The organism is Sphingorhabdus profundilacus (assembly GCF_009769755.1).
Taxonomy (GTDB): Bacteria; Pseudomonadota; Alphaproteobacteria; order Sphingomonadales; family Sphingomonadaceae; genus Sphingorhabdus_B; species Sphingorhabdus_B profundilacus.
The window spans coordinates 170256-194191 of record NZ_SDWJ01000002.1; the positions used below are offsets into that span (position 1 = coordinate 170256).

At 57.1% G+C, this 23936-nt stretch carries 27 protein-coding genes; 12 read left to right on the plus strand and 15 right to left on the minus strand.

Going from position 1 to position 23936, the window contains the following annotated elements; translation table 11 throughout:
- Window positions 1–157: 157 nt before the first annotated feature.
- The 5 genes from EUU23_RS08590 (at window position 158) to EUU23_RS14150 (ending at window position 5616) form a co-directional block, all read left to right on the plus strand.
- A complete protein-coding gene (locus EUU23_RS08590; protein WP_425505108.1) occupies window positions 158–2074 on the plus strand; it encodes a ribonucleoside-diphosphate reductase subunit alpha in 1917 nt (638 codons plus the stop codon).
- A gap of 85 nt (window positions 2075–2159) precedes the next feature.
- Complete coding sequence (locus EUU23_RS08595; RefSeq protein WP_160353745.1) at window positions 2160–2627, plus strand: endonuclease domain-containing protein; 468 nt, start codon at window positions 2160–2162, stop codon at window positions 2625–2627.
- Entirely contained in the window at window positions 2615–3667 is a 1053-nt protein-coding gene (locus EUU23_RS08600) for a ribonucleotide-diphosphate reductase subunit beta (RefSeq protein ID WP_160353746.1), read from the plus strand. The genes EUU23_RS08595 and EUU23_RS08600 overlap by 13 nt, the downstream gene beginning before the upstream one ends.
- On the plus strand, window positions 3667–5037 hold the full coding sequence (locus tag EUU23_RS08605; RefSeq protein WP_160353747.1) for an ATP-binding protein: 1371 nt from the start codon (window positions 3667–3669) through the stop codon (window positions 5035–5037). Before EUU23_RS08600 ends, EUU23_RS08605 begins: the two co-directional genes overlap by 1 nt.
- Before the next feature lie 426 nt (window positions 5038–5463).
- A complete protein-coding gene (locus tag EUU23_RS14150; protein WP_246156392.1) occupies window positions 5464–5616 on the plus strand; it encodes an excalibur calcium-binding domain-containing protein in 153 nt (50 codons plus the stop codon).
- A gap of 73 nt (window positions 5617–5689) precedes the next feature.
- On the opposite strand, the gene EUU23_RS08615 is transcribed toward EUU23_RS14150, so the two are convergent.
- The 3 genes from EUU23_RS08615 to EUU23_RS08625 form a co-directional block, all read right to left on the minus strand.
- Window positions 5690–6112 carry a hypothetical protein gene (locus EUU23_RS08615; protein ID WP_160353749.1) on the minus strand — a complete coding sequence of 141 codons (423 nt, stop codon included), beginning with the start codon at window positions 6110–6112 and terminating at the stop codon, window positions 5690–5692.
- 27 nt (window positions 6113–6139) lie between these two features.
- On the minus strand, window positions 6140–6955 hold the full coding sequence (locus EUU23_RS08620; protein WP_160353750.1) for a class I SAM-dependent methyltransferase: 816 nt from the start codon (window positions 6953–6955) through the stop codon (window positions 6140–6142).
- A gap of 366 nt (window positions 6956–7321) precedes the next feature.
- Complete coding sequence (locus EUU23_RS08625) at window positions 7322–7975, minus strand: ankyrin repeat domain-containing protein (protein WP_179956535.1); 654 nt, start codon at window positions 7973–7975, stop codon at window positions 7322–7324.
- Window positions 7976–8033: 58 nt separating this feature from the next.
- On the opposite strand from EUU23_RS08625, the gene EUU23_RS08630 reads away from it, so the two are divergent.
- Genes EUU23_RS08630 through EUU23_RS08645 form a run of 4 tightly spaced genes read left to right on the plus strand, consistent with a single transcriptional unit; the run spans window position 8034 to window position 10001 of the window.
- Window positions 8034–8669: an SCO family protein gene (locus tag EUU23_RS08630; protein ID WP_160353751.1), complete on the plus strand. Its 636-nt coding sequence runs from the start codon at window positions 8034–8036 to the stop codon at window positions 8667–8669.
- 8 nt (window positions 8670–8677) lie between these two features.
- Window positions 8678–9112 carry a YcgN family cysteine cluster protein gene (locus EUU23_RS08635; protein ID WP_160353752.1) on the plus strand — a complete coding sequence of 145 codons (435 nt, stop codon included), beginning with the start codon at window positions 8678–8680 and terminating at the stop codon, window positions 9110–9112.
- Window positions 9069–9803, plus strand: coding sequence for a M48 family metallopeptidase (locus EUU23_RS08640; RefSeq protein ID WP_160353753.1), 735 nt, complete (start codon window positions 9069–9071; stop codon window positions 9801–9803). The genes EUU23_RS08635 and EUU23_RS08640 overlap by 44 nt, the downstream gene beginning before the upstream one ends.
- Window positions 9804–9812: 9 nt before the next feature.
- On the plus strand, window positions 9813–10001 hold the full coding sequence (locus tag EUU23_RS08645; protein ID WP_160353754.1) for a DUF1272 domain-containing protein: 189 nt from the start codon (window positions 9813–9815) through the stop codon (window positions 9999–10001).
- Between the two features lie 30 nt (window positions 10002–10031).
- Here the strand turns inward: EUU23_RS08645 and EUU23_RS08650 are convergent, their stop codons facing one another.
- Together EUU23_RS08650 and purD are read right to left on the minus strand one after the other, a co-directional pair.
- A complete protein-coding gene (locus EUU23_RS08650) occupies window positions 10032–10736 on the minus strand; it encodes a proton-conducting membrane transporter (protein ID WP_160353755.1) in 705 nt (234 codons plus the stop codon).
- A 135-nt stretch (window positions 10737–10871) separates the two neighbouring features.
- Window positions 10872–12152, minus strand: a complete 1281-nt coding sequence (gene purD / locus EUU23_RS08655; protein WP_160353756.1) for a phosphoribosylamine--glycine ligase — start codon at window positions 12150–12152, stop codon at window positions 10872–10874.
- Here purD and xseA point away from each other — a divergent pair.
- The 3 genes from xseA to EUU23_RS08670 are packed head-to-tail and all read left to right on the plus strand — an operon-like array spanning window position 12151 to window position 14748.
- The gene (gene xseA, locus EUU23_RS08660) at window positions 12151–13563 is read left to right on the plus strand and encodes an exodeoxyribonuclease VII large subunit (protein WP_160353757.1); all 1413 of its coding nucleotides are present in this window, start codon (window positions 12151–12153) and stop codon (window positions 13561–13563) included. The two genes, purD and xseA, sit on opposite strands and share 2 nt — an antisense overlap.
- A 44-nt stretch (window positions 13564–13607) precedes the next feature.
- Window positions 13608–13811: a DUF2093 domain-containing protein gene (locus tag EUU23_RS08665; protein WP_160353758.1), complete on the plus strand. Its 204-nt coding sequence runs from the start codon at window positions 13608–13610 to the stop codon at window positions 13809–13811.
- Window positions 13765–14748 (plus strand): M23 family metallopeptidase, encoded by a 984-nt coding sequence (locus EUU23_RS08670; protein WP_246156394.1) that lies wholly within the window; start codon window positions 13765–13767, stop codon window positions 14746–14748. Before EUU23_RS08665 ends, EUU23_RS08670 begins: the two co-directional genes overlap by 47 nt.
- A gap of 190 nt (window positions 14749–14938) precedes the next feature.
- Here the strand turns inward: EUU23_RS08670 and EUU23_RS08675 are convergent, their stop codons facing one another.
- From EUU23_RS08675 to EUU23_RS08720, 10 genes are all read right to left on the minus strand, one after another.
- A complete protein-coding gene (locus EUU23_RS08675; RefSeq protein ID WP_160353760.1) occupies window positions 14939–16066 on the minus strand; it encodes an OmpA family protein in 1128 nt (375 codons plus the stop codon).
- Window positions 16067–16224: 158 nt separating this feature from the next.
- Window positions 16225–16674, minus strand: a complete 450-nt coding sequence (locus EUU23_RS08680) for a DUF2793 domain-containing protein (RefSeq protein WP_160353761.1) — start codon at window positions 16672–16674, stop codon at window positions 16225–16227.
- A gap of 47 nt (window positions 16675–16721) precedes the next feature.
- The gene (locus tag EUU23_RS08685; protein WP_160353762.1) at window positions 16722–18902 is read right to left on the minus strand and encodes a phage tail protein; all 2181 of its coding nucleotides are present in this window, start codon (window positions 18900–18902) and stop codon (window positions 16722–16724) included.
- A gap of 1 nt (window position 18903) precedes the next feature.
- Window positions 18904–19317 carry an NlpC/P60 family protein gene (locus EUU23_RS08690; RefSeq protein WP_218939576.1) on the minus strand — a complete coding sequence of 138 codons (414 nt, stop codon included), beginning with the start codon at window positions 19315–19317 and terminating at the stop codon, window positions 18904–18906.
- Complete coding sequence (locus tag EUU23_RS08695) at window positions 19307–20128, minus strand: DUF2163 domain-containing protein (RefSeq protein ID WP_160353763.1); 822 nt, start codon at window positions 20126–20128, stop codon at window positions 19307–19309. Before EUU23_RS08695 ends, EUU23_RS08690 begins: the two co-directional genes overlap by 11 nt.
- Window positions 20128–22452, minus strand: coding sequence for a DUF2460 domain-containing protein (locus tag EUU23_RS08700; RefSeq protein WP_160353764.1), 2325 nt, complete (start codon window positions 22450–22452; stop codon window positions 20128–20130). The genes EUU23_RS08695 and EUU23_RS08700 overlap by 1 nt, the downstream gene beginning before the upstream one ends.
- Before the next feature lie 3 nt (window positions 22453–22455).
- Window positions 22456–23034: a tail tape measure protein gene (locus EUU23_RS08705; protein WP_160353765.1), complete on the minus strand. Its 579-nt coding sequence runs from the start codon at window positions 23032–23034 to the stop codon at window positions 22456–22458.
- Window positions 23027–23218, minus strand: coding sequence for a phage tail assembly chaperone (locus EUU23_RS08710; protein ID WP_160353766.1), 192 nt, complete (start codon window positions 23216–23218; stop codon window positions 23027–23029). Before EUU23_RS08710 ends, EUU23_RS08705 begins: the two co-directional genes overlap by 8 nt.
- A complete protein-coding gene (locus tag EUU23_RS08715; protein WP_160353767.1) occupies window positions 23215–23529 on the minus strand; it encodes a GTA-gp10 family protein in 315 nt (104 codons plus the stop codon). The genes EUU23_RS08710 and EUU23_RS08715 overlap by 4 nt, the downstream gene beginning before the upstream one ends.
- Window positions 23526–23933, minus strand: a complete 408-nt coding sequence (locus EUU23_RS08720) for a phage tail tube protein (protein WP_160353768.1) — start codon at window positions 23931–23933, stop codon at window positions 23526–23528. Before EUU23_RS08720 ends, EUU23_RS08715 begins: the two co-directional genes overlap by 4 nt.
- Window positions 23934–23936 lie beyond the last annotated feature (3 nt).

Sequence of the window (23936 nt, forward strand, 5' to 3'; positions counted from 1 at the left end):
GTGCCCTGAGTCGAACAAGACGGGAACGCAAGTTTTCGTCAGAGTGTAACGGGCCGGCCTTGCGCGTGGGTATTTCCTGCGCTGCCAAAGGGCCGCAAAAGGAATGGAGCGACAGGGTTAGATGGATTTCAGGGACACTGGCCAAGGGGCCGACGATATGACCACAGGAATAATGGACGTGCTCGAAAAAATCACGGTGGAAGCCGGAACAAAAACCGAAGCGCCAGCAAAGCCTGCTGCGGCGGCCAAAAAAGCTGCGTCCAGTAAATCGGTCGATGCGCGTCGGTTCAACATCGTGACCGATTCGTCGCGTGATGCGTTGCTGACCGAATTCGGCAAGGACACATTGCAGGACCGCTATCTGTTGCCGGGCGAAAGCTATCAGGATCTGTTTGCCCGCGTCGCGGCGGCCTATGCCGATGACCAGGACCATGCCCAGCGGCTATATGATTATATCTCGAAATTATGGTTCATGCCTGCAACGCCCGTTCTGTCGAACGGTGGTACAGGTCGCGGCCTGCCGATTTCGTGCTACCTGAACTCGGTGGACGACAGCCTTGAAGGCATCGTCAACACCTGGAACGAGAATGTCTGGCTGGCCAGCCGCGGCGGCGGTATCGGCACCTATTGGGGCAGTGTGCGCGGCATTGGCGAACCTGTTGGCCTCAACGGCAAGACCAGCGGCATCATTCCCTTCGTCCGCGTGATGGACAGCCTCACCCTCGCCATCAGCCAAGGCAGCCTGCGTCGCGGATCGGCCGCATGCTATCTTGACGTTTCGCACCCTGAAATCGAGGAATTCCTCGAAATCCGCAAGCCATCGGGCGATTTCAACCGCAAGGCGCTGAACCTGCATCATGGTGTGTTGCTGACCGACGAATTTATGGAGGCCGTCCGCGACGGGGCCGAATTCGACCTGCGTAGCCCCAAAACCGGTGAAGTGCGCGGCACCGTCGATGCGCGCAGCCTGTTCCAGAAGCTGGTCGAAACCCGCCTTGCAACCGGCGAGCCCTATATCATCTTTTCCGACACCGTGAACAACGCGATGCCCAAGCATCACCGCGACCTCGGGCTGAAGGTTTCGACGTCCAACCTGTGCAGCGAAATCACCTTGCCCACAGGCCGCGACCATCTGGGCAATGACCGTACCGCGGTCTGCTGCCTCTCCTCGCTCAATCTTGAGACGTGGGATGATTGGAGCGTCGACAAGCTGTTTATCGAAGATGTGATGCGGATGCTCGACAATGTCCTGCAGGACTTTATCGACCGCGCACCCGACGAAATGGCCCGCGCGAAATATAGCGCGGCGCGCGAACGCTCGGTCGGCCTCGGCGTCATGGGCTATCACAGCTTCCTGCAGTCACGCGGCGTCGGCTTTGAAAGCGCGCTGGCGAAATCGTGGAACATGAAGTTCTTCAAACATATCCGCGCTCAGGTAGATGCAGCTTCGATGATGCTCGCCAACGAACGCGGTGCCTGCCCCGATGCCGAAGAAATGGGCGTCATGGAACGCTTCAGCTGCAAAATGGCAATCGCCCCCACCGCGTCGATCAGCATCATCTGCGGCGGCACCAGCGCCTGCATCGAACCGATCCCGGCGAATATCTATACGCACAAGACCCTGTCGGGCAGCTTCATCGTCAAGAACCCGTATCTTGAAAAACTGCTGCAAGCCAAGGCGAAGGACAGCAACAATGTCTGGAACAGCATCCTTGAAAAGGGCGGCAGTGTCCAGCATCTCGATTTCCTCTCAGCAGAGGAAAAGGATACGTTCAAGACCAGCTTTGAAATCGATCAACGCTGGCTGATCGAACTCGCCGCCGACCGCACGCCTTATATCGATCAGGCAACCTCGCTGAACCTCTATATCCCCGCCGATGTGGAGAAATGGGACCTCCTCATGCTCCACTTCCGCGCATGGGAACTGGGCGTGAAGTCGCTTTATTACCTGCGCTCGAAGAGCATCCAGCGCGCCGGTTTTGCCGGTGGGGTGGAGGCGGACAACACCGCCGAAGCACCGGTGATGGAACTCGCGGCGCAGACGGATTATGAAGAATGTCTGGCGTGTCAGTAGTTGCTAACTCCCCCTCCCCCTTGTGGGGAGGGATGGGGTGGGGGCGCGGTGCGTCTGCGCCGCAAAAGACTCGCACACCCGCGATATGAAACGCCTCGCACTCCGTCCCGACGCAATCGATCGCGCGCGCCTGTTGCGCCGCGAAATGACACCGCAGGAGCGTAAATTGTGGCGAGCGCTGAAGGAGAATTTTCCTGAAGCACATTTTCGCAAGCAGGTACCAATGGGTGCCTACACTGTCGACTTTGCATGGCACGGTGCAAAGCTCATCATCGAAGTCGACGGAAGCCAACATGGTACCGACGCCGGAAAAGCGCATGACGCAATCCGCACGAAATATTTGGAGTCCGAAGGATATCAAGTCATTCGTTTCTGGAACAATGATGTCAATCATAATCTGGAAGGCGTGTTGACGACCATTACCAATGCCGTGGCCGACACGGCACAAGATTTTTCAGCCGCAGACGCGGCTGGCCCCCACCCTAACCCTCCCCACAAGGGGGAGGGAAACACAAAACAAACTTCGTTTGGAGCAAGCAGATGTCACTTTTAGAAGCCCGTAACAGCTACAAGCCCTTTGAATATCCCTGGGCCTATGACTTCTGGAAACGCCAGCAACAGATCCACTGGTTGCCCGAAGAAGTGCCGCTGGGGGAGGATTGCCGCGATTGGGCGCAGAAGCTGTCCGATCACGAACGCAATTTGCTGACGCAAATCTTCCGTTTCTTCACGCAGGCCGATATCGAGGTGCAGAATTGCTACCACGAAAATTACGGCCGCGTGTTCAAACCGACCGAAGTCAAGATGATGCTGACCGCCTTTTCCAACATGGAAACCGTGCACATCGCGGCATATTCGCACCTGCTCGACACCATCGGCATGCCCGAAAGCGAATATAGCGCCTTCCTCGAATATGAGGAAATGGCCGCCAAGGTCGATTATATCCACCAGTTCGGCGTCGACAGCGATGAAGATATCGCCCGCACGCTCGCCATGTTCGGTGGCTTTACCGAAGGATTGCAGTTGTTCGCGTCGTTCGCCATGCTGATGAACTTCCCGCGCTTCAACAAGATGAAGGGCATGGGCCAGATCGTTAGCTGGTCCGTCCGCGATGAATCGCTCCATTGCGAAGGCATCACCAAGCTGTTCCACGCCTTCTGTGCAGAGCGCGGGTGCCTGACCAAGGCAGTGAAGGAAGATATCATCGACTGCTGCCAAAAGGTCGTCCGTCTGGAAGACAGCTTCATCGACCTCGCCTTCGAAATGGGCCCTGTACCCGGCATGACGGCGAAGGAAATCAAGCGCTACATCCGCTACATCGCCGACTGGCGTCTGGGCCAGCTGGGCCTGCCCGCCATCTACATGGTCGAAGACCACCCGCTCCCCTGGCTCGCGCCATTGCTGAACGGCGTCGAGCACGCCAACTTCTTCGAAACCCGCGCCACCGAATACAGCAAAGCCAGCACCCGCGGCGATTGGGGTCAGGTATGGAACAGCTTCGACAACCGCAAGAAGAAGATCATCGGTATTGAGCCGGCCGCCGAGAATGATGGGGTGGATATGTTTGAGCAGGCGGGGGTTGCGGCGGAGTAATGGCCAGCCCAACCATCGAAGAAGTCTTTCCTGCAGTTGGGAAGCCTACATATACCTATGTCGAGCGAGACTCGGGCCTCAATGAACGGCGACTATCGGCTGGTCTGAATAATCCTGGACAAATATGTCTTTTGACAGGCCCGTCAAAGACAGGGAAAACATCTCTGTACCGAGAGGTTTTACCTCGAATTAAACGACAAGAGCTCGTTATCAGGTGTTCAGGAAAATTGAGCGCGAGCGAATTTTGGGCTTCAGCGCTCGAAACTTTAGATTTTAGTAGGCTGGCCGAAGCTTCGACCATTTGGGGTCTGAAGTTAGGCGCTAAAATTGGAGCTAGCGGTGAAGCGGGATGGTCGTGGCTTGCTAAAGCTATGGCAACAGTTGGTTTCGATGTATCGGCCTCCGGTGACTATGCTATAAAACGGGAAATAGTTAAATCGTCACTAAGTGCAAAGCACCTAATACCATTGCTCCAACAAATGCCAATACAGTTAGTAGTGGAAGATTTTCATTATTTAGAACAAGATGTAAAAACTGAAGTTTTCCAACAGTGGAAAGCCTTCACTGACGAAGGCGTTTCTGTTCTGGTAGTTAGTACTACTCATCATTCTGTTGACATCGCAAGAGCCAACCCTGACTTGACTGGAAGAACTAGACTTATTGATGTTGGGCAATGGAGTGAAGTAGACCTAGCAAAAATACCAGAAAAAGGTTTCAACCTTTTGGGTATCAAGCATTCAAAAATTTCGACATCCCAGATTGCTAAGGAGTCAGTCGGTCTACCAATCATAACTCAGCAAATCTGCCAAGAGATTGCCAGCGCCCATGATATGACCCCGGGTTCAATCAAACGGAAGGCAAATATCCTGCAACAGGATATTGAAACCGCTCAACGTTATGTGGCAGAAAATCTATATGGAAACCACAAGGCTGATTACGAACAATTGGCAGCTGGCCCTCGTCAAAGCCGCAGAAAACACGCTACCTATGAAATGATTCTTGCATCATTTGCCCTCGAACCCCTTAAATTTTCTCTTCCGTACTCGGAATTAATAGATCGAGTTAATCGGCTTTGTTCAAAGAAAGAGCCAATACCTGCTGCGTCGATAAATGCTGCATTAAAAGCGCTAGGAAACTTCCAGCAGCGAAAGAAAATGTCACTTTTAGACTGGCACGAATCAGAGTCTAAACTGTATATTATTGAACCATCATTCCTTTTTTATCTACGACAGCGCCTTGATAACAACTTGGCAGGTGACGACTTCACACAGAAATTGATTAAGCTCTTCGACATCGTGCAAGCCAATGGTGGCAAAGTAGAATTCAAAATGATGCAAGCTGACGGTAGCGAAGAGCCTACTCTATTGTAAAAAAGTACAAAGCGCTGAACGTTTTATTCGTTAACAATTGACGCAGGCGAGTTACCCTCCCCCTTAACCACCGCCATCCTATTTCAGGGCAATCGTCCGCGACCCGTTCGACAAAACACGTCACCCGGAACTTGTTTCAGGGTCTTAGTTTTCGCCACTTAAAAGTAAGATGCTGAAACAAGTTCAGCATGACGTGGAGGGATAGGAACTTTACCTCTTCGCGTCTTGCTCGCCGCAGGCGAGCCCCCAATTAACCCCGACGACGACTTGCGCGCGTTTTCTCCTTAAACCTCCTCTTAACCACCCCCATGCCATCTTCATCGGATGGCCCGCGACTCGACCCTTAAAGCCGTAGCCCCATTGGCAGCTTTGACCTTTTTGGCCGTCTACAACTTCCCCATTAAATCGGAGGAGGAGAAGACCGCGATGCGCTTTACTGAGCAGTCGGTTTATTACCGCTATTGCTCCGACGTGCGTGCCGCCGGAAAAGCGCCTTTGCGTCGGGGCCAACCGGGCTATGCCCCGCATCTCGACCGCGACGACGACGGCATCGCGTGTGAGCCTTATCATGGATATTGAAGCCTGAACCCCCTCTCCTTTTGGGGAATGGTGAGAGACGTGGCGGCTTGCCGCTTGGTCGCAGCGGAGAGGTTTAAACCGGCAAGTTGGGGCTGCGCGGCTTGGGCACCAGCAAAGGCATCAGGCCGAACAGGATCTGACCCGCCAGACCAATTGGTCCGGGCATTGTGATCACACCGGTCAACCATGCCTGGAGCGTCTGGCCAAACAGTAGCACCGCCATCAGGAGCTCCACAATGAACAGAAGCAGCAGCGCGACTGCACCCATGACCGCCCGGTCACGCATCACCTTCAGCTTATGCCGTCTGACCATCCCGCGCGCCCCGAACCAGCTCGCGGTCAGCATGATGGGCAGTTCGGTCAGCACGGCCAGCGTCTCCCCCGCCATCGGAGCCAGCCACAGGACACGGATTGTCCCGAGCACGAACCCGAGCGCAAATATCAGCGCAAAATAGAGCGCACCTGTTTTAATGGCGATGAGGGGATCATCGGGCATTACGGCACCATACCCTATCGTGCGCCTTCAGGGAATGCTGACCACCACTTTTAGAAACGCCGCCGGAATTTCGGTTCGCGCAGGGTCGCCGCTGATATTTTCATGCTCGAACAATGCGACCAGTTCACCATAGAGCGCATCGGCGCGGCCGTCCTTTTCTGCGGCTTCGAATGCGTTCATGGTGGGGCCGTAATAGGTGCGGAACAGATCGACAAACGCGCTTGGCGCGCCGTCGAAACGGAAGGTGTAGAGTTCGCGTGTAGTGGCAACGTTACCCTCCGGCACGCCAGCCGCGGCGAAGCGGGCGCGAACTTCGTCGTCCTTGCCCCACAGGACCGGGCTGATAAAGCCTTCGGGCGGGGGCGGCGTGTAGGATGCGCTGACCTTCAGCACCTGCGCGATCAAGGTTGGGTCGCCGGGGATCCAATTGCCCATGATGATCCTGCCGCCGGGCTTGGTTACGCGCACCATTTCGGCGGCGACATCGTGCGGCCGGAGGGCGAACATCGCGCCGAATATGCTGACCACGCGGTCGAAGCTGTTATCTGCAAGGTCCGTCAGGGCGGAGGCGTCGCCTTCCTGAAAGCGGATGTTGGGCAAGCCCAGCGCGGCGGCGCGGGCGTTTCCTGCGGCAACAAGGTTGCTGGCAATATCGACGCCGAGCACCTGCGCGCCCTTATGCGCCGCCGGAATCGCGGTGGTGCCGTCGCCACAGCCCAGATCCAGCACCTGCATATCAGCGCCTATGTCGATGCCGTCGACCAGCGCAGCACCGCTATCGCGCATACAGGCCGCCAACCGGGTAAAGTCGCCCTTTTCCCATAAAGCCTTGTTCGGATTCATTTCTCGCTCTCCTCCAGAGCGACCCTTTCGCAGGATAGATCAGATCAGAGGATGTGCCAAATAGTTCCGAAAAAAGAATTCAAATTTGACCAAAATCAAGGAAGGCCATGCGGCCGCTATCTATTGAAGGCTTCATCATTTCAAAAAGGAGCCCATTATGGACGTACTGCAAATCCCCTTCGTCGCCCTGTTTGCCGGCATGGTCTTATCCTTCGCTGCCGCGATGTTGTACGCGACAATTTCGGATGCCGTGCAGAAGTAAGGCGAACCGGGGTCGATACTTCTTCGAAGCGTAGAACAGACAAGTTCAAAAGCGGGAGACGTGGGGGCGGATTTGAAAGAGGAAGAAATTGGCCCAAATATGGACTATTTGCTGTCGCCAATGCCTTTGAAGTTTAAATCGTCTGCTTTTTTCGAGGCGCCCGTTTTATCAAAATTTTCGATAATCGAGACAATGGCACCGGCACGCCCGTCCATCTGTGCATAATCGCGCGCGGAATATCCGGCGCGGCTGTCTTTCTTGTCGGGGTTTGCTCCGGCCTTGAGCAGGGCACGGACAGCTTCGGCATTGCGGAGTTGCACCGCCAGGATCAGAGCCGTTTCTCCGGACCGGTTCGACTGGTCGACCTGTGCATTTTTTGCAATCAGCGTTTCAATGCCTTCGACATAGCCAAGCTGCGTCGCCAGCATCAAAGGAGTGGTTCCCTTCTTGTCGGACAAGGCAGGATTTGCGCCCTTTTGAAGTAAATATATCAACCATGTCGCGTCCCGGCGCTGGATCACGATATGTAAAGCGGTTTCGCCGGTTGAACCGTCGCGCGTATTGACGATCACGGTGCCTGGCTCGGACAGAAATTTTTCTGCTTCCTCGCCCTTGCGTTCCCGCACCGCTTTCAGGAAATTGTAACTGTCTGAAAATTGCGCCTGTGCCGCTGGCGCGATTACGCCGATTGACAAGGGCAGCATCGCCGCTGCTCCACCTGCAAAAACCAAATTCTTGTACACCGAAACCCGCTTCATTTTTCTATACCCAAATAACTTGATATCCGTGCATTAGCAGACCATGTCTGGCGCCGCTATGAACAAAAAAACACGCCTTGCTCTTTCGCTCGCCATTTCGCCGTTCCTAATGTTGCCCGGCGCCTGTAATCAGGGCCCTGCTCAAGTGCCACTGTCTGCGGCCCCGCTGGCGGGCGCGGCTATTGGTGGCGATTTTTCGTTGACGGATCAGGATGGAAAAAAACGAACCTGGAAAGAATTTAACGGCCAATATCGCATCGTCTATTTCGGCTATACCAATTGCCCGGATATCTGCACGCCTGACATGCAGAATTTGATGGCCGGCCTGAAAGACTTTGAAAAGGCCAAGCCTGAATTGGCCGCCAGGATCCAGCCGATTTTCATTACTGTGGACCCTAAGCGCGATACGCCTGACGTGCTCAAACAATTTGTCGACGCTTTCCACGCCCGCGCCATTGGCCTGACCGGCAGTGACGCCGACATTGCCGATGTAACCAAGAAATTCGCGGTCTACTCCAGCCGCGTCGAGGGTGCATCGCCCGAAAACTACCTGATGAGCCATAGCCAGACACCCTATCTGATGGGCCCGGACGGCAAACCCATCGCCATTTTACCCGCCGATCAGCCCAAGACCGATGCCAATGAAGGCGCACCCCAGTTGGTCGAGGCCGAACTGGAAAAATGGGTGCGCTGAACCAACTGATGGCTAAAGCACCTTTCTGGGAAGCGCCCATTGAATCATTGGACAGGGCACAATGGGAAGCGCTGTGCGATGGATGTGGCAAATGCTGCCTGAACAAGGTGGAGGATGAAGATACCGGACGTATCTATCCCACTAATGTCGCCTGCAAATTGCTTGACTTGAGCACATGTCGCTGCGCCGATTATCGCAACCGGAAAGCCATTGTACCCGAATGCCTTCGCCTGACACCGCGCAAGATTAATGACTATGTCTGGCTGCCATCCACATGTGCCTATGTCCTGCGCGCCGCCGGACAGCCGTTGCCCGAATGGCATTATCTGGTAAGTGGCAGTATCGAAACGATACATGAGGCTGGCATGTCGGTCAAAGGTCGGGCAATATCCGAACTGCATGCTGGACCGCTTGAAAACCATATTATTGAACAGCCTCTCTGACCCGGAGGTAGATATCGAGGGCGAAAGCGTTCCGGTGCGGATCCGGCGCAACCCGCGTGCGCGCCGTATTTCGATGCGCGCAGATGCGGTGAAGCGCGAAATCCGGATTACCATGCCCCACTATACTCCCACTACGGTCGCGCTCGATTTTGTGTCGAAGAAGCGGGAATGGATTGCCGCGCGGTTGCAAAGCGCGCCGGATGCAGCGCCCATAGGCCCGGGCGGCGAAATCGCGGTGGAGGGCGAAAGCCATCTCATTGAATGGCGCGAAGAGTGGCCGCGCACAATCCGGTGCGGCGAAGGCGTGATCCGGCTCGGTGGCCCCGAAGCATCGGTTGAAGCCCGCATCCTGCGCTGGCTGAAGGCGGAGGCGCGGCGGATTTATGAAAAGGAAATCCGGCATTATTGTGAAAAGGCCGACGAGCCCGTGCCGCGCCTGTCATTGGGCGACCCACGCAGCCGTTGGGGCAGTTGTTCCAGCCGGGGAACGATATCGCTCAGCTGGCGCTTGGTGATGACCCCCGTTTATGTGCGCCGCTCGGTCATCGCGCACGAAGTCGCGCATATGCGGCATATGGATCATAGCCCTGCTTTTTACGCTTGGCTGGATACGCTATATGAAGGCAACCGAAAGGATGCTGACCGCTGGCTCAAAATGCACGGCACAGCCTTACAACGAGTCGGACGATAGGAGTGCTTCATGCTGGAAATGCGCGAAAAATGCGAACGTTGCACCACCCCGCTTGCTTGGGACAGCGGCGATGCCCGGATCTGCAGCTATGAATGCACGTTCTGCGCGCCGTGCGTCGACGGACCGCTTAACGGCCGCTGCCCCAATTGCGGTGGCGAATTGCAGATTCGGCCCAAGCGCGCCCGTAAAAACGCGTGATCGCCATCCTTTAGCGGGATAGGGAAAGGATCAGGCTTTGGTAATCTCGCTGCCCAAGGCACCATATTTCTTTTCAAAACCGGTAACATCGCCAGCCACCAGCAGCTTCGCCTGATCGACCCAATTGTCTCGGGTGATGCGCCCGGCAAAATTCCCGAGTTTGCTGTCCAGTTCGGCGATATCAGCGGCCGTCATCTGGGCGACTTGGGTAAAACTTGTCACGCCAAGTGACTTAAGCAGTATGTTCAACTTTGGACCCACACCCTTCAGCAATTCCAGATTGTCCGGGATCGCGGGTTTCGCGACAGCTTTTGGCTTTGCCGCTGGTTTCGCTTTCGGCGCTGCTTTTGGCGTTGCCGAAACCGTCATTTTGGGCGCCACCTTGCCTTTGGGTGCAGCCGCTACCTTGGCATTGGTTGCTACTTCTGTCTTGGCTTTTGCCGGGGCTTTTGCAACTTCCTTGGGCGCTGTTGCTTTGGCGGCCGACGGCTTTGCTAAAGCGACTTTTGGTGCGGTGGCTTTTTTAGGTGTTGCTTTAACGGCAGGTTTCGAAGGTGAAGTTTTAACCGCAACAGGCAAAGGTGTGGCGGCAACCGGGGGTGCCGACATTTCCTTTGGTGGCGATACACTTCCCGACGGCGTATCTTTTTTGGAAGAACCTGATGCAAACCACCACCATAACAAAGCCACGATGATGACGACAACGCCCACAACAATCATCAGATTTTCAGACATTATTTTCTCCCGGAAACGGCTCGCGATACCCCTGTACCTGATCTTGCAAATTTTGGGGAGAGCAAAAGCGCGAGATAGTAATCAGAGTCCGGACGACAAAATATGAACGACGTCATCGGCCAGGGGTCGCTGCATTTATGCGGTATGTTCTGCGGATTCGCGCCTAACTTCGCGCCAGCCAATGTCGCGGCGATAAAAGCCGGAGGGGAAATTAATGGCATCGGCCGCAGTATAGGCCGCCTTCTGGGCTTGGGTTACCGAAAGGCCGGTGGCAGTGACATTGAGGACGCGGCCGCCATTAGCGATCAGCTGGCCATCTTTTTCTGCCGTTCCTGCATGGAACAGCTTGGCGTTTGTTCCTTCATTCAGTGAAATCACCCCGCCCTTTTGCGGCGCATCGGGATAGCCCTTGGCCGCCATGACGATGGTCAAGGCATAATCCGGTGCAAAATCGGGCTGCGGCGCGGCGGCAAGCCCCCCCTTTGCCACCGCCAGCATCAGGGCGGCAAGATCGCCGCGGAACCGCATCATCAACACCTGACATTCAGGGTCGCCAAAACGCGCATTATATTCAATGAGCTTCGGCCCTTCATCGGTCAGCATCAGCCCGGCAAATAGCACCCCGATATAGGGCATGCCCTGCGCCGCCATATAGGCGACAGTCGGCCGGATTATCCGTTCCATCACCTCGTCCTGCAGTGCCATTGTCAAGACCGGTGCGGGTGAATAGGCGCCCATGCCGCCTGTATTCGGGCCGGTGTCCCCATCACCCACCCGCTTATGGTCCTGTGCCGAGCCGAAGGCGACGACATCATGGCCATCGGTCAGCGCAAAAAAGCTTGCTTCCTCGCCGGTCATAAATTCTTCCAGAACCACACTGGCCCCGGCATCGCCAAATCCGCCACCGAACATATCCTCGATAGCCGCCATTGCCTCGGCCCGGCTTTCGGCGATGATGACCCCTTTACCTGCGGCCAGCCCATCGGCCTTGATCACATAGGGCGGTTTGAACGCGTCCAGCCCGGCCAGCGCCGATGCCTTGCTGTCATGGCGCTTGTAACCGGCGGTGGGAATATTTGCGGCCGCACACATATCTTTGGTGAAGCCTTTCGACCCTTCGAGCTGGGCCGCGTTCCGGTTCGGGCCGAACACAGCGATTCCCGCCGCGCGCAGCGAATCGCCCAGACCATCGACCAAAGGGGCTTCCGGGCCGACCACGACCAATCCGATATCATGGCCAGCACAAAAATTGATGACCGCCCCATGATCAGCGATCTGGATATCGACCAGCTCTGCCTCTTGTGCGATGCCGGGATTGCCGGGGGCCGCGAAAAGTGTATCGCATGACGGAGATTGCGCGAGTTTCCACGCGAGCGCATGTTCACGTCCGCCTGAACCGATGAGCAATATATTCATGTCCGAAAACGATCCCTATTCTGATCCCGACGCCCCTACAGGCCGCCTGTTAGCCGAGGAGCGCCCCGGCGACAATGCCCAGGCCATGAGCGTGTCGGAATTGTCCTTTGCGCTTAAACGCACGGTTGAGGACCGCTTTGGCCATGTCCGGGTCCGAGGAGAGATTTCAGGTTTCAAGCGCGCGGCATCGGGCCATATTTATTTCAGCCTAAAGGACGAGAATGCCCGCCTTGACGCCGTGATGTGGAAGGGCGGCGCGGCCCGCCTGCCTTTTGCCCCCGAAGACGGGCTGGAGGTCATCGCCACCGGAAAATTGACCACCTATGCCGGCCGGTCGAATTACCAAATCGTGGTCGAAAGCCTTGAAGTCGCAGGCGAAGGCGCGATGATGTTGCTGTTTGAAAAGCTGAAGGCGCGCCTTGCGGCAGAGGGGCTTTTCGCACCCCAGAAGAAAGTCTCGATACCCGCGCTTCCGCGCACCATAGGCGTTGTCACTTCGCCCACAGGCGCGGTGATCCGCGACATTCTCCACCGTCTTGCCGACCGTTTCCCGAGCCATGTCCTCGTCTGGCCCGTGCTGGTGCAGGGCGAAGGCGCGGCGGCCCAGATTGCCCGTGCAGTGAATGGCTTTTCCGCCCTGCCTGTCGATGGCCCGGTCCCACGGCCCGATCTTGTCATCGTCGCGCGCGGTGGCGGGTCGATTGAGGATCTGTGGGCGTTCAACGAAGAAATTGTCGTGCGCGCAGTGGCTGGCTGCACCATTCCGGTCATCTCCGCCGTTGGCCATGAAACCGATACCACCCTATGTGATTTTTCCGCCGATGTCCGCGCGCCGACCCCCACCGCCGCCGCCGAAATGGCGGTACCCGTCCGCAGCGAATTGCTGCAACATGTCGGTCAGGCCGCGCTTCGCATGTCAGGCGCGGTTCGCCGTCAAATGGATCGCGCCACCGAACGGCTGGAAGCGCAGCGACGGCTGATGCCCAAATTGTCCGACCTGTCCGCCCCGCACCAGCAACGCACTGATGAACTGGCCGAACGGTTGCGCCAGTCGCTCAGGACGCGGGTCGGCAAGGCGGAACTTGCCTTTTCCGGCCCTGTCCGCATGCTGCATCCGCGTGTGCTGGTACGGCGGGTGGATCAGGGGCAGCAAAGGCTGGACGCGCTCGCGCGGCTGGCGGGCAGCCTGCATCCCGAAGCGCCGTTGAAACGCGGCTTTGCCCGGGTGACCGATGACCAGGGCAAGACCATCTTGTCGCGGGACGCGGCGCTTCAGGCGGGTGAGGTCGGCCTGCGCTTTGCCGATGGCGAGGTCGGTGCCACGGTGCATGGCGCGGCGGCATCCCCCAAAACGGCCATGCCCAAGCCCCCGCGTATCGCGCCAAATCAGGGCAATCTGTTTGACGGCTAAAGCCCGTCATTGCCCATTCATCCACATTGCGCCATAATAAGGGGATGTTGATGTCGAGCAAAAACAAAGTCGCCCGCCTGCACTATATGGCGAATGGATTCCGCTTGCTGAGCCCGGGGGACCATGTGCTGTGCGCGGTCACCGGACAGGCCATTGCGCTGGATGAATTGCGCTATTGGAGCGTGATCAAGCAGGAACCTTATGCCAGTGCGGAAATCTCGACGCGGGCGACGCTCGGAAAAGGGTAAAGACCCGGTGCGCGGACGCGGCTCGGTCCTGATGATCGCTTTTGCAGCGCTTGCCACCTGCACCGCGACGCCGCCACAGGCATCCGCCCCTGTGCGCGACACGCCTGTTCCGGTAGAGCGTCCCGTCCCTGCGCGTGCACCCGTGCGCTCCGCCAGCGTGCCCGCCGACAGCACACGGCCCGATTTCTGGTTTTCTGCCCCCGCTGTCCAGGGCGGCCTGGTCACCGCACGGGCACCGGGCGGGGCCCGCGCGGTCCTGTTCAACGGCACCGAGCTTCCCTTGACCCCCGAAGGCTTTTTCCTGATCGGGTTTGACCGCGATGCCGAAAACAGCGCCAGCCTTGTTGCCCTGTTTTCCGACGGCCAGCGCAAGGACCATTATCTTCCCGTCGCACCGGGCAACTGGAAAATCGAACATGTTGCCGCCAACCCGACGGGCGGTGCAAAAACCACCGAGGAATTTCAGGCGCGACGCGGACCGGAACTTGCCCGTATCAATGCTGCCCGGGCCATTCGCGTGGCGAGCGATGGATGGCGCCAGAATTTTATCCGTCCGGTGGCGGGGCGGATATCCGGACTGTTCGGGGCGCAGCGCATCTATAATGGCACGCCCGGCAGCTATCATAGCGGTATGGACATTGCCGCGCCTGCCGGTACCCCCTTTGTCGCGCCCGCCGACGGCGTCGTCACCCTTGCCGCCGCAGATGACGTCTTCACGCTGGAAGGGCATTTGCTGATGATTGACCACGGCATGGGCCTTAACAGCGCATTCCTGCATTGTTCCGCGCTTTTGGTGCGCGAAGGCGATGTTGTGAAACAGGGGCAGATTATCGGCACAGTCGGCGCCACCGGCCGGGCCAGCGGCCCGCACCTGCATTGGGGCATGAAATGGAATAGCGCGCGGATCGACCCGCGACTGGTAATCCCGGCCGGCTAAGGCAGGGAAACATTGACGACTGCAATCTAAACCAAATGCTTAAACGCGGGGAAAATTAGGGTCAGAGTAACGAGCCTTAATCATTGTTCTGGTGACAGAACGCTCTGCTATCTTATTGAATTCCAATATAACAAAAAAGGGCCAGTCTTGCGACCGGCCCTTTTCCATATTTTCTGATATAATCCGAAGATTACATGCCCGAACCTGGACCGTAGGTGACTTCCACGCGGCGGTTTTGCGGTTCACGCTCACCGTCTGCGGTCTGTACCAGAGGTGCAGTCTCACCAAAGGCTTCGGAAGCAATCGCGCCACCGGCAACACCCTTGGATTCAAGATATGCACGAACGGTTGAGTTACGACGTTGTGACAGGCCGACATTGTACGTTGCCGTACCCGACTTGTCCGCGTGTCCAGCCAACATGACCTTCGCATTGCCGCAATCAGTATATTGGGCAACAGCGTTGTCCAGAACCGAAGCCGCGTCTGGACGCAGGTTCGACTTATCCCAATCGAAGAACACGATATATGGCCCCGTGTTACATACCGCCCGTGGGGGTGGGGGTGGCGGGGGTGGTGGCGGGGGTGGAGGTGCGACATATACCGGAGGTGGTGGCGGGGGTGCCACTTCCACAGGTGCAGGCGCGCCGCCAAAGTTATAAATCAGGCTGCCCATGATGCTGTGCGAGCGGAAACGTGTTTCCACATCGCGTCCCAGACGATCAACCAGATTTACCTTGTTCGCGTTGAAGAAGCGATATTTCAGGCCAACATCCCAATTGTTGGTCAATGGGGCACGAATACCTGCAAGAGCCTGCCAAGCGAAACCGGTGTCGGAATCATCAAGGAACGATGGACCGCCGAATACGGTCTGCAAATCAACGCGTGCAACGCCAACGCCGCCGCCGACAAAACCTTGGAGACCGTCGTCATCGCCAAAGTCAAGAAGGCCATTGACCATGAAGCTCAATGCATTTGCATCACCTGCAACTGTATAGCTACCGCCTGGTGCCAGAGCTGTACTCGTTCCTGCAGTGATTTGTGGAGTAGCGCTTGAAAAGCCCTGAATATCGGTTTCCCGATAAGACACTTCTGATTCCAGACGGAAACCGCCAAAATCATAGCCCACAATACCACCAAAATCATAACCTGTGTCGGTATCGATCGAGGCGGCATCAGCCACAGCGCCAATGTCCAACGTCAAATCTTCAACAATCATGGCACCGCCATCGACTCCCACATACCACTGGTCATCGCGGGCCAAAGCCGGTGATGCCAGAGCTGTAGAAGCGAGCGCCAAACCTATGGCTAACTTACGCATCAACTATCCCCTTTTCTATCTTAGGAACGGAATTTCGAGAACGCAGGTCTATCGATTTTGTTCCATTGATGCAAGCAACTATGTCGTTATACTGTTGCCTAAATGTCGCTATTTCGCCAAAAAAGCCCAATTTTGGTCGATAATTTTTACACGATAGTTCAACGGGTAACATATCCTATGGTCCGCAAATGATCCAATAAGGAGATAATCGCACGGCGCGCCTCCACGTCGATGACGGCTCCGCCGGCAGGGTCGACTATGGTCGGCGCGAAAATCCAATTGCCCCGGGTAAACACAGCATCGCTATTCGGTGCTTTGAGCCGTAAATTCATGCCTTCCGCCGGGCTTATGAAGCGCCAATCATTACCGATCCAGATTGCCAGCTGATCCGATTTTCCTATCCAGTCTCCGGTTGCTGCATCACCAATAAGCCAGCATTGGCCAATATGTTCATCTGCCAGAACTGGCGGACTAGAAAGTCGGGCTTCTGCCACAGAATGAAGTAGCGCATCAATTTTGACCAAAGCTTCATTATGCGTCACTTCTTTCTGTGCTTGGCTGACCGCCAGCAACGGCAGGTCAAAACGGGCAGTTTGCAGCAAAGACATGGAAAATACTCCTTCCTAAAATGGGTAGTTGAAAAGATCTTCACCCGCTAAGGTAGAAATAATACCAGCGGTGCGGATTGGGCGAAGCGGCCCAATTGTCGAATTTCTGCCCTGATATGGCCCGCTTCGGCCAGAGCCATCTCTAAACTTTGGCTGCTGCCCAGACTGAATTGCGGTGTGTCTACAATCCATTCACCAATCGGACTATCGTCGACAAAAAGCATGACACGATAGTGTTCGCGTTCTTCTGCCATTACCTGATCCACACCGTCTTTCCAGCCATTGTCGATGCGGGATCGCCGAACCCAGCGGGCCAACAATCCCCCGTCGGCTGTCCATCGCAAAGCACCATGCACTGGTGCAATAGGCGTAATGGCATGGGCTTTGATACGCGCTGAAGCCTTGGCGGGACTGACATCGCCAAGGCCTAGTGCCTCGACTTGCACGTCATCGCCGGTCCCAAAAGTCCGTTCGTCAATCAACCGCGCGCTTTCCGGCGAAATCAGCACAAATGGCGCGGAGGCAGGATGCGGCACGATGCTGTCGTCCAGCCCGAAACAGCCGCGTAACAGTCGGGAAAAGCGGTAGATTCCATGGCCCAGATCTTCACAATTTCCGTAGCGGATGAATTCCCCGGATAGCCAGACAATCGGGGCATCTTCATCCAGGGGCGATCCGCTGCGATTTGCTATGTCCATGCTGATATTCAACATTTGTACGCGCAAACTTGATCCTTCGTCGATCAGATGCGGTACATGTGGTGGCAAAGGATCAATCGTTGTTCCGATGGTTGCCGGTTGCGCCGTGCTGCCAATATCCGTTTGTGCCCCAGCATTGCCCAGCGACAATGCCGCCCTGCGCCAACCTGCACTTGTACCAGCCGCGAACACTGCAATGCCCGGCTTTCCAGGATCAGTAAGGCCAGCGGCTGGAAGTTCTACAACAACAATGCGGGTTTCTCCGACCGACACATCAGGAGAGGACACCAATCGTCCGGGCGACGCCGTGCTTTCTATTTGATCAGAGTGTTTGACGGAAGCGCGCGCAGTGATCTGGGTGGACCCAAAGCGCCGTTCGATCTCGATAATCTGCCAGATACCGCCCGTTTCATCGACAAAATGGTCACCGCAACAAAATTGCGCCCCATTTTCAATGATGTCGCCGCGCCAGATATGGCGGCGGCTCTGCATGTCCAATAGTCTGTTTTCGACCAATTGCTTTGCAACGGCGGCATCAAGAACGGCGGGCAATTCAATGCTGCGTTCTATCGCGGAAAAACGGCCGCGCGCGCTGCGTTGCAGGCTGGTCTGAAAATCCCGCTCTCTGTCGTAATAACGAAGGGTCATAATGTGCGGCAGGCGGCTTGCAGGCTCGATGGTCTGGCGCGGCTTTTCAAACGCGACGTTATTTTCCGAATGCACAGATATTATCGGATCGGCAGGTACCGGCAAAATGGGTGCATCACTGATGCACAGAACACCGCCCCGCACCCGGCACTCCATCGAAAAGCTTTCCTCCAGCAATGCAAGTGGTGCCCGGGCAGTCGAGCCTGCGAGCGCAAATCCGCGCATGGTCTGGGCGCTTTCGCCCGTGACGGCGCCGCCGGTTGCCACGTGAAATATTTCCGCAACGGGCACATCGCTGTCCCTTTCGAACAATTCGAAAGTGAGCGAGGGGATGCGATTGCCAAAGTCGGCGAGCTGCAAATCTTCGAATAACGCATATGCAATGCCGCGATGAGCCGGGCAATTTTCCGGGCCTTCGGCGGATGCCATTAACGGATCGGGAGCCTGGTCTTCATGCCCTGTATAAATCCTCAACTGCGTCTCGACCTTCAAATCGCCGGCGGCACCGCGCAACAAATTACCATCCGCCCAGATGCGGCCCACCCGCACTATGGGCCGACTGGACAAGGCGACGGCCATGCTGACCGAATAGGTAAAATTGACCGTAGAAGGCCGCCCTTTACCCCCTCCGCTTTTGGCCCGACGTTCGACCAGATCGGTTGCCCAGATGACCGTTCCGGCCACCCGCATGGTTCCGAAATGCGCGGGCAGTTGGCTGCCATAGCTGGAAATCTGGACGTCAAGCTCTTTCAGCCGCGCGCCCTCGCGCGATTTCGGCGCAAACAGTGCATTGTCAATCCGCTGGCCGAGCGCGGCACCGATGGCGCCGCCGATGGGCCCCCCAATCGCTGAACCCACGACGGTTAAAACAAGGGTTGCCATTTCATTCTCCTAAGACGCGCCAACGGCCGACCAGGGGCCAGGGCAATGGTAAAGGGGTCAGCACGACCCGCCGCAAACCGGCATGGGCATGGACAACGCCGCAATCGGTCAAAATCGCCATATGTAGCTGACGCGGGGCGGTTTGGCATAAAAGCAGGTCGCCCGATTCCATGCTTTCCCGCCCTAGATTTTGAAAAAGAGCGCGATCAAAAAAAGCTGAAATGCGGTCCAGATATTCACCACGAAGGGTATAATCGCGTGGAACCTCATCCGGCATGATATGACCTGCCAGAGCCAGCGCAACAACGCCAATGCAATCCAGCCCCGCAAGCGGGCATCTTCCGCCAAGCTTATAAGGTACCCCGACAAGATCGAGCGCCCTTTGTGCAATTTCCCGCCGCACATCAATTGGCACCGGGATAACGGGTCAAAAGATCATTCCCTGGCAAATAGGGCTCACCGCGAAAATTGACCGCATTGCCAAATCGCACAGCGCAGGTTGCGATCTGTTTATCGCAACCTTCGAAAATCTCCACCCTGGTCCCCGGCGCGATTCCGCCCATCTGTGATCGGGGCAGCTCCACATAGTCCGCGCCGCTCCCGATGATATCGAACGACCGTCCGCAATTATCACCGCCAAGCACACGCAGTTGGCCATAGGCAAATATATTTTCGGCAAATGGCACTGCAGTCTCGACCATGAGGCGTTGTTCCTCTGTTCGGACCAAATGGCATTTATGTAGATACTTCTGTCGGTTCAAACCGCAGGCGGCGTCGCAAAAACCGGCGCGGCATGAAGGTGAAGTTTGGGGCGCCACCGCCCGGTCAAATACCGTTTTCAAACCCAGAAATTCGGCCTCAAATGCGTCGGTTGAATAGGATATGGAACCTAGCTCTCCACAGGCAAGCAAACGCCGTTCCGCCGCTAGATCCTGCCAATCAAAGAGGAAAATTTCCAGATAGGCCCCATCCCAGCGGCCCGCTGCCAAGTCTTCGGCCCGTATGGCATCAGATGTCAGTGCGCCATGCACATCCAGCCCGTCATTTTCGAGACCGAGGCTTTCGACCACAGTCGTCGGTTTCAAACCCGGACTGGCCTGCAGCAGCACCCCGTCATGCACCACATTCTGATCATGGGACGTAAAACCGAGCGTCACGCCGTCACTGCGCTCCAGACGCCACCCATAAACGAGCGAGGTAACGCCTGCATCAAATGGGTCCGCCATCAGAATGTTTCCTTCAACTCAACAAGCGGTACTGACGGCATATCGCCCGCACCAAAGGTCGCACAGGCCACTTCAAGCCGGTCTTCGGCAAAGCGCACCGGCACATCGAAAAGATATCCGGCGGTGATTTGGACGCCGCTGGCCGGAGCGGTGGCAAATTCAACGACGCCAAGGCCCGTCAATATCCAATCATCGGCGCGCTCCCCATTCAGCGCGACCAGAATACTGCCCACGCGTGGGCGTGTAATCCGGCGGATTTGTGCCGCGTCGCCATAATGCTTCACCAAAGGAAAGGCGGTGCGAACGCCGTCGCCGACCCCCAATATCTGGTCCATCATCATGGGCTCACCCGTCATGGCGTGGGAGCTGAAATCAAAGGGATCGCCAAAGCGGAAACCAATAGCGGCACCGCGCCGCGCCCGGAAAAAGGCAAGAAGCCGGGACAGTTCCGCCTCAGAACGGACGCCGGGGCCAACATCATAGCTGAGCCGGGCATCGGACCAGCTGCTGTTGCGCTGCTCATGCCCTGACAGGGTCGTGACAATGTTGGTTGAAAACTCGGCAGTCGCCATCGCCGCGCGGCCGATTTCGAGTGGAAAGGGAATGTCATCAAAGGACTGCATGGCCTCTGTCTCCTGCGCTAAATCAAAAATGGTAAAGCCATCGCGGGCCACCTGCGGAAGCGCCCAGATGAAGCTGTGCGCGGTACCCCTTGCCTCTGCCTGCGCCGCGGCTTGCGCGATGGAGCGCCATTGCTGCTTGTCCTCCGGATAGAGCACAAAGCCTGCAAAATACTGCTGCTCAGCGACCGGATAGCCCAGCCGTTCGGCCATCAAGGGAACTGCCCTGCCGGTCGATCCATGATCGCCCCGGATAACCCAATCATAATCCTCAAGCTGAAGCACATCGAATGCAGGTGCCGCCCAACCCAGCGGAACATTGGCCCGCTTGGCCTCCGGAGAGAGGGGGTCGAGAACAGTCGGCAAATAGACCAGCAGCAGCGTTTCAGCCCCCGCCGGTCCTGCTGCGTCCTTGGCCGCGTCGCACAAGGCCGCCGTCGACGCGGCCAGTAATTCCCCCGCCCGGTCGAGCAGGGCATTTTGCGCCCCTGTTTTCGCACCCTTAATCTGTGGTATCGGGACCAGTTGGTCACCAAAAGCAGCCTTGGCGGCATCGTCATAAAGGCTGATGCGGCCATCGGGCATGATCCACCACCAAGGCTCGCCAATCTGGAACTTGACCGGCAAGCCCGCCTCGATCTGGATCGTGACAAAGGCCCTCGCGACGATCTGAAGATAGCCCATCGCGCCGCTATGAGCGGGTGAGAGCAAGGTGGACGGCGGGACCCAGCCGGTGAGCGCCGGGTCGCCATTTTCCGCGCGCTGTTTCCAGTCGTTCCAGCAATGGGCGTCCAGCAGTTCATAGCTGAGCGAGAAAATCAGGTCGAAGCCCATCGCCTTCGCCCGTTCTGCAAAGTCACGATGCCATGCCGCGCAAGGGCTATTCAGCACCCCGCCTGCAAGGCTGACATAATGTGCACTGTCCACGGGCTCGAGCCGGAAATAATGGCTCATCCCGACATAATGATTGATCACATCGCGATAGCCGAGCGCATGGATCTGGCGCAGCAGGCGTTCGGGTGTCTGGTTATAGCCATCATCATAGCCGGTCGCCATTTTGAACCGGTGCTCGGGCAGCAGAACATCGCCCGTATCAAGCATAACGCCCGCCCCGTCGCAGCTTATTCCGCTCAGTTCGACCCAACCCTCGGCCGGGGTCGCAAGATTGCCCGCTCCCCCCGTATAAGTGGGCGGGACAAGCGACAGAAACATCTGGTCGATATCGCCCGCATAAACGGGGTCCGCCTCCCCCGGCAGCAGGAAGCCGCCGTCAAGATCGCTGAACTTCAGGGTGATTTCGGCATCTTCAGGCGCGCCGCTGGCATAGTTCCACAGCCGCACATACCAGCTTCTCGGCTGGCCCGCGGCATCGCGCCCCGAAAGGGTCAGCGTCGGACCGTTGACCGCATCGAGCGGCATCAACCCATGCGAACGCCAGCGAAAGCGGAGCGTCAGCCGCCGATAATCGCGGTTCGTTTCATAGGCGAGCAAGGGGTGGTCCCACCGGTCTTCGCTTTCCCAGATCAGGCCTGCCAGATCGTCATTTTTGTAAAAGACCGCATCGGCGCGCAGGGAATCCGGCCCAGTGGACACCACCGATGCCATCATCGGACGGGGGAAATTGACCGTCCAGAAACGCGGGTCGAAGCGCATCATCGGGCTGGCCGTTTGCCGCCGCCTTTTGTCACATAACCAGAAGGACATCGTTCACTCCCGTGCCAAAGCCTGCCGCAGCGCCCGGGCGACATGGCGGCTTGACCGCTGCAACGCCTCTGGCGCGCTGCCGCGTCCGTTGTCGGACACATGGATGGTCAGGTTCAATTGGGTCGATACCGGGGTCGTGCCGCCGGTTTCGATCCGCCCGCTGCTGGTAGGTACAAACAGTTCGGGACCGCGCTCACCCACGCGATAAGCACGTCCGGGTGATACAGGGCCGCCCGTGGCCCTGCCCGGTGCCCCTAGCACGCCACCAAGGACCGACCCCAGAGAGGCAAGTAGCCCGCCGGCACCGCCCTGCCCGCCACCGCCCAGACTATCGAGGCCAGAGCGTATCGCCGCGGTGGCGATTTCGGACAGCACCGAAAGAGCAACCCGGCGTAAATCTTCAAAGCCGAATTTACCGCGTTGAATGGCACCCATTAAGCCGCGTTCTAGCGCAGCACCGGCGCGTTCCAGACCATCTGCAAATGGGCCGTCCAATTCAGCGCGCATTGTCGCAATGTCAGAAGCAAAGCTGCGCGTGTCGGCGCGGACCGCAACCACCAGTCGTTCAATTTCTTCATCCATCGGGAAATAACTCCATCAATGTGTGCAGCGCCGCGCTGTCGGGCGGGGTTTCTGTGAAAGCGGCGCCGACGCTGAAAATGCTGGCCAGTTCGCCAGGCGTCGCGTCCCAGAAATCATGGGGTCGCCACCCCAAAATCCAGACGCACTGCGCGAATATCTGCAAGGCATTATGGGAAAAGCTCATCTTGCACCCAAAATCTGCACCAATATGGATTTCAGGGCAGGGGTCGCCGCCGAAAGTCCGGCTGCAACCACTTCCTCGGCAAAGGCTGCCCTCGAAATATCCGGCGGGGCGTCATGACGGCAGTGCCAGAACAGCGCCACCATTTCGGACAGTTTCAACTGTCCTTCGGCGGCACGTTCGACCAACGCGAAAAGTGAGCCCAATTCAGCTTCGGCGGCGACCAATGCTGCAAAACTGGGGCGCAGCATGATTGCAGCATTTTCCGTCTGTAGAACCGCCTCGCCGCGCGCGGGATTCAGATGCGCGGTCATAACGACACCACTGGGCCAGAGCTTTCCAGCGCCAAGGTGTAAGATCGCTCACCATTGAAATCACCGGCATAATCGAGGCGCGCTACAAGGAATTTTCCGCGCAGCCGCTCGCCGCTTTCAAAGCTGAGTTCATAGTCGTCGAGCAGGCCTGACAACGCATTGTTCTTTATCCTTATTTCGGCCGCAGAGCCGGTAAATACACCAGCGCCTGACACGGAAACCGAACGTATACCGGCACCCGACAACAACTCGCGCCATGCGCCAGATCCCTTATTGGTAATCACAATAGCATCACCATTGATCGACAATTGGGTCGTTCGTAATCCGGCGACTGTGGTGAAAACGGGCGTCGCGGCACCGTCCCCTATCTTTAACAGGAAGGCGCTTCCTTTTTCGGCTGGCATGGT